Raw genomic sequence first — 12,780 nt, forward strand, 5'->3', positions numbered from 1 at the left:
GTATCCTGACGGCCGTGGCGAACCCTGACACGGACACCGTGACCAGCACCGTTGACACCACCGAGCGCGCCGGGGCGACCCCGGACCACACCCAGCCCTACCGCGAACTGGGCCTCGCCGACGACGAGTACGCCCGCATCCGGGAGATCCTCGGCCGCCGGCCCACCGACGCGGAGCTGGCGATGTACTCGGTCATGTGGAGCGAGCACTGCTCGTACAAGTCCTCCAAGAAGCACCTGCGCTACTTCGGGGAGACCGCCACCGACGAGATGAAGGCCAAGATGCTGGCCGGCATCGGCGAGAACGCCGGCGTCGTCGACATCGGCGAGGGCTGGGCCGTCACCTTCAAGGTCGAAAGCCACAACCACCCGTCCTATGTGGAGCCGTACCAGGGCGCCGCGACCGGCGTCGGCGGCATCGTCCGCGACATCATGGCCATGGGCGCGCGGCCCCTCGCCGTCGCCGATGCGCTGCGCTTCGGCCCGGCCGACGCCCCCGACACCAAGCGCGTGCTGCCCGGTGTCGTGGCCGGCGTCGGCGGCTACGGCAACTGCCTCGGCCTGCCGAACATCGGCGGCGAGCTGGTGTTCGACCCGTCGTACTCCGGCAACCCGCTGGTCAACGCCCTGTGCGTCGGCGCGATGCGCGTCGAGGACCTGCACCTGGCGTTCGCCTCCGGCACCGGCAACAAGATCATCCTGTTCGGCGCGCGCACCGGCCTCGACGGCATCGGCGGCGTTTCCGTCCTGGCGAGTGACACCTTTTCGGGTGACGAGTCGGCGTCCGGCCGCAAGAAGCTGCCGAGCGTCCAGGTGGGCGACCCGTTCACCGAGAAGGTGCTCATCGAGTGCTGCCTCGAGCTGTTCGCGCAGAAGCTGGTCGTCGGCATCCAAGACCTCGGCGGCGCCGGGCTGTCCTGCGCGACGTCCGAGCTCGCCGCCGCCGGCGACGGCGGCATGCACATCTACCTCGACCGCGTTCCGTTGCGCGCCACGGGGATGACGCCCGCCGAGGTGCTCTCCAGCGAGTCGCAGGAGCGCATGTGCGCGGTCGTCTCGCCGGAGAACGTCGAGGCGTTCATGGCGGTCTGCCGCAAGTGGGACGTGATCGCGACCGACATCGGCGAGGTCACCGACGGCGAGCACCTGGTCATCACCTGGCACGACGAGGTCGTCGTCGACGTCCCGGCGCACACGGTCGCCCACCAGGGCCCGGTGTACGACCGGCCGATCGAGCGTCCGTCCACTCAGGACGCACTGATCGCGGACACCTCGGCGAAGCTGCCGCGTCCGTCCACTCCGGACGAACTGCGCGCGGACGTCCTCAAGCTCATCTCCGCGCCGAACCAGGCGTCGAAGGAATGGGTGACCTCGCAGTACGACCGGTACGTGCGCGGGAACTCCGTGCTGGCGCAGCCGTCGGACTCGGGCATGATCCGGATCGACGAGTCGAGCGGCCGCGGCGTCTCGGTGGCGACGGACTGCAACAGCAAGTTCGTGTACCTCGACCCGTACCGCGGCGCGCAGCTGGCGCTGGCCGAGGCGTACCGCAACGTGGCGACGGGCGGCGCGACGCCGGTCGCGGTGTCGGACTGCCTGAACTTCGGCGCCCCGACCGACCCGGGCGTGATGTGGCAGTTCGAGCAGGCGGTGCACGGCCTGGCGGACGGCTGCGTCGAGCTGGGCATCCCGGTCACCGGCGGCAACGTCAGCTTCTTCAACCAGACCGGTGACACGGCGATCCTGCCCACCCCGGTGATCGGCGTCCTCGGCGTGATCGACGACGTCACCCGCCGCATCCCGACGGGCATCGGCGCCGAAGCCGGCGAAACCCTGCTGCTGCTGGGCGAAACGCACGACGAGCTGGACGGCTCGGCCTGGGCCCGCGAGCTGCACGGCCACCTCGGCGGCGTGCCGCCGCGCGTGGACCTGGCCCGCGAGAAACTCCTCGGCGAGATCCTGGTGGCGGGCTCCCGCGACGGGATGATCTCCGCGGCCCACGACCTCTCCGACGGCGGCCTCGTCCAGACGCTGGTGGAGACCGTCCTCATCGGACAGTGCGGCGCCCGGGTGTTCCTGGACGCGGACCAGGACCCCTTCGTCCAGCTGTTCTCCGAGTCGGCGGGCCGGGTGCTGGTGGCGGTCCCGCGCACCGAAGAACTCCGCTTCACCGAGATGTGCACCGCGCGCGGCCTGCCGTGGCGCAAAACCGGCGTGGTGGACCCGGAGTCGGGCACGCTGGAGCTGCAGGGCATCACGGAGTTCACGCTCGACGAGCTGCGCGCGGCCTGGGAGAGCACCCTCCCGGCCCTGTTCGACTGACGGCGGACCCCGGCCCTGCCGAAGCAGGGCCGGGGTCACAGCCAGCCGCGCTCGTCGGCCACCCGCAGGGCTTCCATCCGGTTGCGGGTGCCGGTCTTGGTCGTGGCCCCGGACAGGTAGTTCCGCACGGTGCCTTCGGCGAGGTACAGCCGGGCCGCGATCTCGGCCACGGTGGCGCCGGAACGAGCCGCGATCAGGACGTCGCGTTCGCGGGCGGTGAGCGGCGACTCGCCCGCCGCCAGCGTCGCCGCGGCCAGTGCCGGGTCCACCACCCGCTCGCCGGCCGCCACCCGCCGGACGGCGTCGGCGAGGGTGTCGGCCGGGGCGTCCTTGACGACGAACCCGACGGCGCCCGCTTCCATGGCCCGGCGGAGGTAGCCGGTGCGGCCGAAGGTGGTCAGGATGATCACGCGGCAGCCGGGCGCCTGTGCGGTGAGCACCGCGGCCGCGGCCAAGCCGTCCAGCCCCGGCATGTCGATGTCCAGCAGCGCCACGTCCGGGTGGTGGGCCAGGGCCGCGGCCGTGACCTCGTCACCGCGGCCGACCGAGGCCACCACCTCGAAGTCCGGTTCGAGGTCGAGCAGGGCGCGCAGGGCCTGCCGGATCAGCGCCTGGTCGTCGGCGAGCAGCAGCCGGATCGTCATGCCGGCGCCTCCGCCCGCAGCGACCACCCGCGGGGCTGCGCGGGGCCGGCGGTCAGCACGCCACCGGCCGCGGCCACCCTGGCGCGCAGACCGTCCAACCCGGACCCGGCGCCCGCCGGGCCGCCCGTCCCGTCGTCACGCACCTCCACCGAGGACGCGGTGAGCTCCACCGTGCACCGGCCGGCGCGTGCGTGTCGCACCACGTTCGTCAACCCCTCCCGGACCACCCAGCCGAACAGTTCCTGCCGCTCCTGCGGCACCCCCTCGTAGGCGGTGGGCAGGTCGGCGACCACCCCCGCCGCGCGCAGCAGTTCCCGGCCACGGGCGAGCTCGCCGGCGAGCGTGACTTCCCGGTAGCCGGACACCGCCGCCCGCACGTCCGCCAGGGCCTGCCGGGAGAGTTGCTCCACCGACTCCATCTCGGCCAGCGCCGCCGGCGGTGCGCCCGCGGCCAGCTTCCGGGCCAGAGTGCTCTTCACGGTGATGGCGGTGAGCGAATGGCCGAGCAGGTCGTGCAGGTCGCGGGCGATCCGGTTGCGCTCGGCCTCGGAAGCCAGCCTGGCCACTTCGGCCCGCGCCTCGCGCAGCTGCTGGTTGGCCGTGGCCGTGCGGCTGAAGGCGTGGACCAGCAGCGTGGTGAACACCACGGCCACCGCGTAGTACCAGCTCGGGCCGGTGCTCCAGCCGGGCACCACCAGCGGTACGACCACGCACGCCGCGGCGCCCAGCACCACGAGCACCGCCGCCGCCCGGACGCCGACCCGCGTCGCCGCCGACGGCACGATCACCGCGACGAGGATGAGCACGTACTCGTGGGCCAGCGGCGCGACCAGCACGGCCAGCGCCGTCAGCACCCCCAGCAGCCACCAGTAGCGCCGCCACGCCGAGCGCATCGCGGCCACCACGATGGCCAGGTAGCACCCGGAGATGCCGGCCAGCAGCAGGTACCCGGCGACGAGGCCGGGGCCGCGCGTGTACTGCGCGAGGCCGGCGCCGGCCAGGAACGGGTAGCAGAGCATCCCCAGGGAGAGCAGCAGCCGGCGTCGCTCGTCCAGGCCGCGCAGGTCCGCGGCTTCCCGCCCCTCGTCCACGTCGGTGACCGTACCGCCACCCGGGTGCGGCCGGCCGGACGCCGAGGTCACCGGGCGGCGAAGGTGGCGCGCACGGACGGGGCGAAGGTCAGCAGGACGACGATGATCAGCAGCGCGGCGCAGACCCCGTTCTCGATCTTGAACCAGATCGGGAAGGAGCCGGGGATGGCCTCGATCACGAGGATCGCCACCACCTGGACGGCCGTGATGATCCGCACCCGGCGGTGGTTGTTGCGCGAGCCCTTGGCCATGGACACCCCGAGCGCGAACGTGATCGGCGCGGCGATGGCGAGGATCAAGCCGCGGACCCACACGGCATCGGTCACGAGATCGGGATGGCCGCTGAGCACCACGATCGCCACGAGGGTCAGCACGCTCACGGTGGCGTAGCCACCGAGCAGCACCTTGGCGATGTGCAGCTTCTCGCGGGCGTCGGAGTCGGTCACGGTCACGGTCGGGCCGGTCTGCTTCGTCATGCCCCGAATCCTGCAGGCCAGGCGTTTCCGCTGGTAGCGACGTTGTCCACCGGCTCGTCGTGACATCTGTCAGAAGCCGGACATCGGCCGCCGCCGCCGGAAACCGTCAGCCCCCTCCGCTGCGGTGGGAATCGGGGCTGCTCAGCCCGCCTTGGCCACCACCCGCGCGTCCCCGTCGCGCAGTTCCTCGACGACCCAAGCCGCCGGCAGCCGCACCTCTTTTTCGCTGCGCACCAACGTGTTGTACAGCGAAACTGACTCCGGCAGCGAGGCGAACCGCAGGTCGGTCTGCCCGCTGAACCGCGCCCGCCGCAGGTCCAGCGAGTCCCGCACGTGCACCCCGGTGAACTCGACGTCGCCCCCGAAGTTCGCGTCCTTGAAGTTGGCCGGCCCGGCGAACGTCGTCTCCGTGAAGTCCGCCGCCTCGGCGAACTTCGTCCCGCTGAACCACGCGCGGTCTTCGAAAACCGCGCCACGGCAACGGAAGTAGCCCACTTGGCGACCGGATTCGGTGCCCGCGGCGGTGAAGTACACCGGGCCGGTGAAGCGGCAGCCACTGAGGTTGGTGCTGCTGTGCAGGGACGCGTACCGCAGCAGCAGGCCGCCGACCAGCTTGCCCGAAAGGTCGAGGTACTGCAGCCGGGCGCCGGTCAGGTCCAGGTCGTGGGCCGGCCCCGGTGCGTCGCGGGCGGGGAGCAGCTCCCCGATCAGCCGTTGCGCGGTGAGCCGGACCGTGAGCTCGCGCTCCTCGTCCGGGTCGGATTCCGTTTTCGGGTCGGCATCCGAAGGCGGGGTGCGGGAAAACGGGCGCCGCAGGTAGGAACAGAGCACGTCCAGCACCGTCTGCGTGTACTCCGGCCGGCTCCGCGCCAGCCCCGCCAGCGCGTGCAACGCCCCCACCCGCACCTGATCGGCCGCGTGCCCCAGCAGCTCGACCGACTTCGCGAACCGCTCGTCGGCGACCCGCTCGCGGTCCTGTTCCGCGCGCTGTGCCTCGAGTTCGTGCCGCTGCCGCTCGATGTCCTGGCGGCGCTCCTCGACCCGGCGCCGCCGGTCGTTCAGCCACAGGGCGTACAGCGCCACGACCGCGCCGCCCGCGAGGCCGCCGGTCTTCAGCGCGTCACTGCGGCTGGTGGCGGGGTCGGTCAGCAGCCAGCCGCCGACCCCGAGCAGCAGCACCACCGACGCGAGGAACGTCCACGCCAGCGGTGATCGCCACGGCTTCACCGGCTCAGGACACCAGCATCGTGCTGACGCAGAAGCCCTTTTTGTCGAAGTTGGTCGCGCTCAGCGTGCCCTTGACCGGCTTGCCGGCGGACGTGCCGGTGACCTCGCCCTCGACCAGGTACTTGTCGGCGGGCACGTCGCCGAGCTGCAGCTTCAGCGGCGGCTTGAGGAACGTGTCGAGCCAGGAGCTGAGCAGGTCCTTCGAGTCCGCGCAGCCCAGGGCCACGGCGCCGGCGTTGTCGCCCGCGTTCAGCTTGTCGATGAAGCCCTGCAGCACGGTCTTGGCGTCCGCGCCGCCGCCCCCGCCACCGTCGGACGTCGGCGGCGGCGGGGCCGGGATCGTCGACTTCTTGGCCGTCGGCCTCGACGTCGACGGCTTGGCCGACGTGCTCGACGACGGGGCCGCGGCCGTGTTCGTGTCGTCCTTCGAGAGGAAGAACCCGGGCGCGACGAACCCCGTGATGCCCACCAGGGCGAGGAGCACGACCACGGCGGCGCCGATGGCGATCCACATCCCGGTCCTGCTCTTCTTGGGCGGCGCGGGCGGCCCGCCGAAGCCCTGCGTGTAGCCGCCGGTCGCCGGGTCCCAGCCGGACACCTGGCCGCCCGCGTTCGGGTCCCAGGCCTGGTGGCCGTACTGCTGCGCGTTCGGGTCCGCCCACGCCGACTGCTGCTGCGCGTTGGGGTCCGTCCACGCCTGCTGCGTGGCGGGGTCGCCCCACGCCTGCTGGTGCTGTTGCTGCGCGTACGGGTCACCCCACGCCGGCTGCGGGTTCGCCGGGAAGCCGCCCGAGGCCGGCGGGTAACCCTGCTGGTTCGGGTCCCAGCCCTGCTGCGGGTACTGCTGGGTCGGGTACGGCTGTTGCTGCTGGTTGGGGTCCCACCCGCCCTGCTGCTGGAAGCCACCGGACTGCGGCTGGCCGTACGGGTCGGGCTGGCCGGGCTGGCCCGGCTGAGGCGGGTAGGTCATCTCTCGTGCCTTCCGGGCGCTGGAGGTTCGTGCGCTTCCGACGTCCGGTGGGCGCGTGCGGTTCCCCCATGACGTGGCTGCAGCAATTCTGCAAGCTCGGACGGTACGGCATGAAACCGGCTCCCGGTCGTGTCGGCGCGAAGCGGGCACGAACCGGGAGCCGGGCAGGGTGGCTCAGCCGTTGGCGAGGGCCTGGAGCCGGTCGTAGGCACCGTTGAAGGTGTCCTGGTCGAGCGGGCTCGAGGTGTACTGCCAGACGGTGTAGAAGCCCCAGTTGTAGGGCAGGGTGCCCACCGACGACGCGTACCGCGCGATCCACAGCGGTGCCGTGCTGGAGAAGTCACCGCTCACGCAGGTGCTCCACCAGTTCGTCGACGTGTAGATCACCGGGTAGCGGCCGGTCAGGGCGTGGTAGGTGTCGTGGAAGTCGAGGATCCACGACGTCATCCCGGCCTTGCTGAACCCGTAGCAGGTCGCGCCGTACGGGTTGTACTCCATGTCCAGTGCCCCGGGCAGCGTCCTGCCGTCCTTCGACCAGCCGCCGCCGTGGGCGACGAAGTACTGGGCCTGCGCCGCGCCGCTCGAGGTGTTCGGGGTGGCGAAGTGGTAGGCGCCGCGGATGAAGCCCTGGTTGTAGGAGCCGTTGTACTGCTGGGCGAAGTACGGGTTGGTGTAGTTGGTGCTCTCCGTGGCCTTGGTCCAGACGAACCGCTTGCCCTGGTTCCACCAGTTCGCCCAGTCGACGTTGCCCTGGTAGCCGGCGACGTCCATGCCGGCCACCGTGGCCAGCACCTGGCCCGGCATGGCCTGGCCCGGCTGCGGCAGCTGCGCCGCCTTCTGCGAGTCCGGAGTCGACTTGTCGCCCTCGACGCGCCGGATCTGCGACCCCAGCTCGTGGTTGTGCTGTGCGATGTCCGCGTTGATCGCGGCCACGGGGTCGACTTCGGGGGAGAACGTCGTCGCCTGCGCCGTGCTGCCGAGCAGGAGCAGCGTGGCCGGGACGACCAAGGCAGCGAACAGCCGCCCTCTTCGGGGAGTGGACATCGTTGGATCCCTTCACAGATACCCTCGCGACGAGCGGCTTACTGCAGGTAGCCGCCCGAGCACGATTGTTGAGGACGAAGTGGCGTTTGTCACTCAGTTCCGTGAAATTGGGTATACGTGTGGGTGATTTTCTCCGGAAGATGATCGTTAATTGGTGACGAGTTAACACCTATTATTCGACGGTTAGGCCGTTCAGCCCAGCGCCAGCGCCAGCAGCTCCGCCGCCGGGCCGTTGAACCAGTTCTGGTCGCCGGGCAGGGTGCCGCGGTCGGCGAACTGCCAGATCGCGTGCGTGCCCCAGCCGGAGGGCAGCTCGCCGATGAAGGTGTTGTAGCGGGCGATCCAGAGCGGGTTGGCGCCGAAGCCGCCGTTGTTCGCGGTGCACCGCTTCCACCAGCTCGTCGACGTGTAGATCGTCGGGTACCGCCCGGTCGCCGCGCGGTAGGTGTCGGAGAAGGCACGGATCCAGGCGACCATGCCGGCGGCGTCCTTGCCGTAACACGTCTCGCCGTACGGGTTGTACTCCGCGTCGAGCGCGCCGGGCAGGGTCTTGCCGTCGGCCGACCAGCCGCCGCCGTGGGCGAGGAAGTACCGCGCCTGCGCAGCGCCGTCGGAGATGTCCGGCCGGGCGAAGTGGTAGGCGCCGCGGATCAAGCCGACGCGGTAGGAGCCGTTGTACTGCTGGGCGAACTGCGGGTTGACGAAGCCCGTGCCTTCGGTCGCCTTCACGTAGACGAACTTGGCGCCCGACCCCGCCGCGCCGGGCCAGTCGACCGGGCCCTGGTGCCCGCTGACGTCGTGCCCGAGCTGCTGGTCGTCCCCGCCGTACATGACGTCGGGAGCCTCGCCGACGCCCTCGACCTTGGCGATCTGCGAACCCGCGTAGTGGTCCTCGGCGCCGGCGTAGCTGTCGACGGCCTTCGCCGGCGCCTGCCCGGTCACGAGGAGGGCGGACGCGAGGACGGCGGCGAAGGGCAGCGAACGTCGTTTCACCCTCTTGCTCCCCACCGGTCTCGTCAGACTGCTTCAGCCTCACGATGCACCGGCGCCGCCGGATCGGCGACTCGGTGATCACTCGATGGGGTGGGAGCCGCAGGTCAGCGCCGTTCGTCGGCGAGGGCCTTCAGCAGGTGCTCCGCCGGCACGACGGCCGTGATGAGGTCGTGCGGGTTGATCGCCACTGGGTGCCCGCCGAGCAGGTCGACGATGTCGCGGCCGACCACGGCCCGCGCGTGCGGCCACTCGCGCGGCACGAGCGACTTGCGGGTGTAGGCGGGCACCATGACCCGGCCGTCGGTGTTGTGGAACCCGATGACGGTCCGCTGCACCGGCGACATCGCGTAGACGAACAGCGTCGCGTCCAGGACGACCTTCGGCAGGTCCGACGGCGGCCGGTGCTCGGTGCGGACCAGCTGCAGCAGGTGCTCGAGGTCGTTCGCCGGGTCCGGGAAGCCGAGCGCCTTGGGCGAGGGCCGGTAGCGGTCGTTGGGGTGGAAGTCGGCGACGACGTCACCGGCGCCGTTCACCGGGTACGCGCCGACGACCGCCCACGACGGCACCGGGCCGTTCGGGTCGAAGGCCTCGTCGATGACGTAGAGCCAGCTGTTGGGGTTGGCGCGGGCGTTCGCGCGCATCTCCGCGGTGATCTCCGGCGTCCCGTGCTTGCCGGAGCGGCGGGCCTGCTGGCCTTCGCGCCGCGCGGCCCGGTTGTGCTTGCCGTGCCTGCCGGGGCGATCGGCTCCGCTTCCGGTGGGCTGCTGCGAAACCATCCGATCCGCCTCGTCCCGCTGCGCCATCGTCATCCCCACGTTCTCGGGTGTACCTGCCAAGTCTTGGTGCGCCACTCTACTGTTTGCCCATGGCCTCTTCGCGTTCGGTCGACCCCGGACAGTTACGTGCGGCGGTGCTGGCGATTTCCCCGTGGTTGCAGGGCGACGCGCCCGCTCCGGCGCGTCCGGAACTGGCCGCGGCGGTGCGGCTGTCCCTGCGCGCGCTGGCGGCGGACGCGCCGGGCCGGACGGTCGAGGTGCGGGTGCCGCCCTTCGCCGCGGTGCAGTGCGTGGAGGGCCCGCGGCACACCCGCGGCACCCCGCCGAACGTGATCGAGACCGACCCGCGCACCTGGCTCGAACTGGCCACCGGGCGGCTGGACTGGACCACGGCCGTGGCGGACGGCCGGGTGTCCGCATCGGGCACCCGGGCCGACCTGTCCCACTGGCTCCCGCTGCTCCGCGTCTGACGGACGGGGGCGCGGGCTACGGCTTGCGGCCGACGCCGCCGGCGATGGTCCGCTGCGCGACGTTGAGCTCCTTGAGCCGCGGGCCGTCCGGCCACCAGTCGGCGCACCGCACCACGCCCGGGGGCACCATCTCGAGCCCGGGGAACAGCTCCTCGATCTCCTTCTGCGTCCGGAAGGAGCCCGAGCCCATCGGGCTGTGCACGAAGAAGTCCTCCATGCGGCGCGCGGTCGCCGAGTCCTCGTTCTCCGGGTCGAAGAAGTGGCTGAGGCCGACGAACGAGCCGGACGGCAGCGCGTCGACGTACTCCCGCATGATCTCGGCCGGCCGGGCGTGGTCGCCGTTGAAGTGGTGCAGGGTGCCCATCTGCAGCAGGACGAGCGGCTGGCTGAAGTCGATGTGCTCGCGGACGATCTCGTTCTCGAGGATCTTCTGCGGGTCGAAGATGTCTTCGGCGACGAAGTGGGTGTGCTCGTTCTCCTCGAGCAGCGCCCGGCCGTGCGCCAGGACCACCGGGTCGTTGTCGACGTACACGACCTTCGTCTCCGGGTTGATCCGCTGGACGACCTGGTGGGTGTTCTCGGCGGTCGGCAGGCCGGAGCCGAGGTCCAGGAACTGGGTGATCCCGGTCTGGCCGGCGAGGAACCGGCAGACGCGGATGAGGAAGCCGCGGTTCTCGAACGCGAGGTCCTGGGCTTCCGGCGCGGCTTTCTGCACCTGCTTGAGGACCTGACGATCGATTTCGTAGTTGTCCTTGCCCAGCAGGAAGGCGTCGTAGACGCGCGCGATGCTCGCCCGGGTCGGGTCGACCCCGACGGGCACTCGTTCGGTGGTCGCGGCGTCCGGCATGATGAACCTCGCAATTTGTGTGTTGTAAGTCTCGTGCTCTACGTACAGTAGGACGACGCGCGCATGGGGTAAACCGGGTCACCCCTTTGCGCAAGACGGCTTAACGTGTACTTTCGGTAGTCGGGCTAGAACCCCCTGGTGACGTGAGCGCGGAAGGTCCGGGAATGAACGCGGTGAACGCGTCCGCAGGTGAACAGAACATCGGCCCCACGGCGCGCCGCATGATCCTGGGCTCGCAGCTGCGGCGGCTCCGTGAAGAGGCCGGCATCACCCGTCAGCAGGCCGGTTACAACATCCGCGGCTCGGAGTCCAAGATCAGCCGGCTCGAGCTGGGCCGGGTCGGGTTCAAGGAACGCGACGTCACCGATCTGCTGACGATGTACGGCGTCGACGACCCGACCGAGCGCAAGACGTTCCTTGACATGGTCAAGCAGTCGAACGAGCCGGGCTGGTGGCGGCGCTTCGGCGACACCATGCCGAACTGGTTCACCGACCTCGTCGGCCTCGAAGAAGCCGCCGCGCGAATCCAGATCTGGGAGCCGATCTACGTGTCGGGGCTCCTGCAGATCGAGCCGTACGCGCGGGCGATCTTCAGCCACGGCCGCCCGGAGATGGCCGACGAGCGGGTCGACCAGCTCGTCGCGCTGCGGATGCGGCGGCAGAAGATGTTCAGCAGGCCGGACGCGCCCCGCGTGTGGATGGTCCTCGACGAGTCGGTGCTCCACCGCCCGATCGGCGGGATGAAGGTGCTCAAGCAGCAGATCGAATACCTGCTGGAGATGAGCGCGCTGCCGCACGTGTCGATCCAGGTGCTGCCGTTCTCGCGCAGCGGGCTGTCGGCGGAACACGCGTTTTCGCTGCTGCGGTTCGGCGAACCGGAACTGCCGAACATCGCCTACGTCGAATACCTGACCGGCGCGCACTACATCGAGAAGCGCGAAGAGATCGAAAAGTACAGCCGTGCGCTCGACATGCTGGCCGTCGACGCGGAGACGCCGGAGCGGAGCCGCTCGATGCTCGCCAAGCGTCGTCAGGAAATCTGAAACCCTTCCCCCCGTCGGCACGAGGGCACCGTTATGTCCCAGTGATTGGTGACTCAAAGTGATGATTACGCCGAACGGGTGGCTATCTCTCGCTCAATAGGTTAACGAGCACCGTCGTTTCCTTTACCGTCTGCAAACTTTGCAAAAAATTCTGCACGTGCATTTACCGCTGCAGGCGAACGTGCTAGCCTCCGATACGCGGGCAAATGCACATGCAGATGCATCGGCCTCAATGATCTTCCACATCGAGAGGTGGGACCATGGCTGAGCGATTCGAGAACGGCATCCCGGCCGATCGGCTGTCCGATGCGCAGTGGCGCAAGGCCAGCTACAGCGGTGCCGTCGGCAACTGCGTGGAAGTCGCGCCGCTGTCCAACGGCGAGATCGCGATGCGCAACTCGCGCTTCCCGACCGGCCCGGCGCTCGTCTACACGCGCGCCGAGATGGCGGCGTTCCTGGCGGGCGCGAAGGACGGTGAATTCGACGATGTCCTCGGCTGAGGCCGTCGCCCCCGTCCTCGACATCGAGACCGGACTGCAGGAGCTGGTGGCTCGCGGCTACCAGTTCGTCCACCCCGCCGACGAGCGCGGCGAGGTCCTCGCCGTCGTCGGCGTGCGGGTGCACGATGACGTGGTCGACGTCGTCCGGCTCAACGCCGAGGACGACGTCGTGGCGACCAGGATGCCCGGCTCCGAAGAGAACATCTTCGAGCCGGAGCGGTGGCTGTGGCGCCGCCGCGGAGAAGGTGCGCAGGTGCTGACGGAGATCCTCGCCCTGCCGGATGCGTGTTAGACGTGCAGCTCGCGGGCCCCGTCCGAAGTGGTCAGAACCACGTCGGGCGGGGCCTGACGCATGTCTGCACCGTCTACACTGAAAAC

14 protein-coding genes are annotated in these 12,780 nt (G+C 70.4%); 5 read left to right on the top strand and 9 right to left on the bottom strand.

All coding sequences use genetic code 11. The features are described from left to right. Nucleotides 1–14: 14 nt before the first annotated feature. The gene (gene purL / locus ACLJOU_RS04495) at nt 15–2,321 is read left to right on the top strand and encodes a phosphoribosylformylglycinamidine synthase subunit PurL (RefSeq protein ID WP_410563375.1); all 2,307 of its coding nucleotides are present in this window, start codon (nt 15–17) and stop codon (nt 2,319–2,321) included. A gap of 35 nt (nt 2,322–2,356) precedes the next feature. Here the strand turns inward: purL and ACLJOU_RS04500 are convergent, their stop codons facing one another. The 8 genes from ACLJOU_RS04500 to ACLJOU_RS04535 all read right to left on the bottom strand — a co-directional run bounded on the left by ACLJOU_RS04500 (nt 2,357) and on the right by ACLJOU_RS04535 (nt 9,575). Then, the gene (locus tag ACLJOU_RS04500; protein ID WP_410563377.1) at nt 2,357–2,965 is read right to left on the bottom strand and encodes a response regulator; all 609 of its coding nucleotides are present in this window, start codon (nt 2,963–2,965) and stop codon (nt 2,357–2,359) included. Continuing rightward, on the bottom strand, nt 2,962–4,056 hold the full coding sequence (locus ACLJOU_RS04505; protein WP_410563380.1) for a sensor histidine kinase: 1,095 nt from the start codon (nt 4,054–4,056) through the stop codon (nt 2,962–2,964). Before ACLJOU_RS04505 ends, ACLJOU_RS04500 begins: the two co-directional genes overlap by 4 nt. A 47-nt stretch (nt 4,057–4,103) precedes the next feature. Beyond that, a complete protein-coding gene (locus tag ACLJOU_RS04510; RefSeq protein ID WP_410563382.1) occupies nt 4,104–4,532 on the bottom strand; it encodes a hypothetical protein in 429 nt (142 codons plus the stop codon). A 141-nt stretch (nt 4,533–4,673) separates the two neighbouring features. Then, nucleotides 4,674–5,759 (bottom strand): pentapeptide repeat-containing protein, encoded by a 1,086-nt coding sequence (locus ACLJOU_RS04515; RefSeq protein ID WP_410563385.1) that lies wholly within the window; start codon nt 5,757–5,759, stop codon nt 4,674–4,676. A 4-nt stretch (nt 5,760–5,763) separates the two neighbouring features. Further along, on the bottom strand, nt 5,764–6,729 hold the full coding sequence (locus ACLJOU_RS04520) for a hypothetical protein (protein ID WP_410563387.1): 966 nt from the start codon (nt 6,727–6,729) through the stop codon (nt 5,764–5,766). Nucleotides 6,730–6,903: 174 nt separating this feature from the next. After that, nucleotides 6,904–7,773, bottom strand: a complete 870-nt coding sequence (locus ACLJOU_RS04525; protein ID WP_410563389.1) for a lysozyme — start codon at nt 7,771–7,773, stop codon at nt 6,904–6,906. A gap of 192 nt (nt 7,774–7,965) precedes the next feature. Continuing rightward, the gene (locus tag ACLJOU_RS04530) at nt 7,966–8,766 is read right to left on the bottom strand and encodes a lysozyme (protein WP_410563390.1); all 801 of its coding nucleotides are present in this window, start codon (nt 8,764–8,766) and stop codon (nt 7,966–7,968) included. A gap of 104 nt (nt 8,767–8,870) precedes the next feature. Then, nucleotides 8,871–9,575 carry a type VII secretion system-associated protein gene (locus ACLJOU_RS04535; RefSeq protein ID WP_410564722.1) on the bottom strand — a complete coding sequence of 235 codons (705 nt, stop codon included), beginning with the start codon at nt 9,573–9,575 and terminating at the stop codon, nt 8,871–8,873. Between the two features lie 56 nt (nt 9,576–9,631). Between ACLJOU_RS04535 and ACLJOU_RS04540 the strand changes: the two genes are divergently transcribed. After that, the gene (locus ACLJOU_RS04540) at nt 9,632–10,012 is read left to right on the top strand and encodes a sterol carrier family protein (protein ID WP_410563392.1); all 381 of its coding nucleotides are present in this window, start codon (nt 9,632–9,634) and stop codon (nt 10,010–10,012) included. A gap of 16 nt (nt 10,013–10,028) precedes the next feature. Here the strand turns inward: ACLJOU_RS04540 and ACLJOU_RS04545 are convergent, their stop codons facing one another. Next, nucleotides 10,029–10,859: an SAM-dependent methyltransferase gene (locus tag ACLJOU_RS04545; protein ID WP_410563394.1), complete on the bottom strand. Its 831-nt coding sequence runs from the start codon at nt 10,857–10,859 to the stop codon at nt 10,029–10,031. Nucleotides 10,860–11,023: 164 nt separating this feature from the next. On the opposite strand from ACLJOU_RS04545, the gene ACLJOU_RS04550 reads away from it, so the two are divergent. The 3 genes from ACLJOU_RS04550 to ACLJOU_RS04560 all read left to right on the top strand — a co-directional run bounded on the left by ACLJOU_RS04550 (nt 11,024) and on the right by ACLJOU_RS04560 (nt 12,694). After that, nucleotides 11,024–11,902, top strand: coding sequence for a helix-turn-helix domain-containing protein (locus ACLJOU_RS04550; RefSeq protein WP_410563396.1), 879 nt, complete (start codon nt 11,024–11,026; stop codon nt 11,900–11,902). 260 nt (nt 11,903–12,162) lie between these two features. Then, the gene (locus ACLJOU_RS04555; protein WP_360272055.1) at nt 12,163–12,402 is read left to right on the top strand and encodes a DUF397 domain-containing protein; all 240 of its coding nucleotides are present in this window, start codon (nt 12,163–12,165) and stop codon (nt 12,400–12,402) included. Beyond that, nucleotides 12,389–12,694: a hypothetical protein gene (locus ACLJOU_RS04560; protein WP_410563399.1), complete on the top strand. Its 306-nt coding sequence runs from the start codon at nt 12,389–12,391 to the stop codon at nt 12,692–12,694. The genes ACLJOU_RS04555 and ACLJOU_RS04560 overlap by 14 nt, the downstream gene beginning before the upstream one ends. The last annotated feature ends 86 nt before the right edge of the window (nt 12,695–12,780 follow it).

Origin of the sequence: Amycolatopsis sp. cmx-4-61 (assembly GCF_046548775.1) — a bacterium.
In the GTDB taxonomy this organism is placed as follows: domain Bacteria; phylum Actinomycetota; class Actinomycetes; order Mycobacteriales; family Pseudonocardiaceae; genus Amycolatopsis.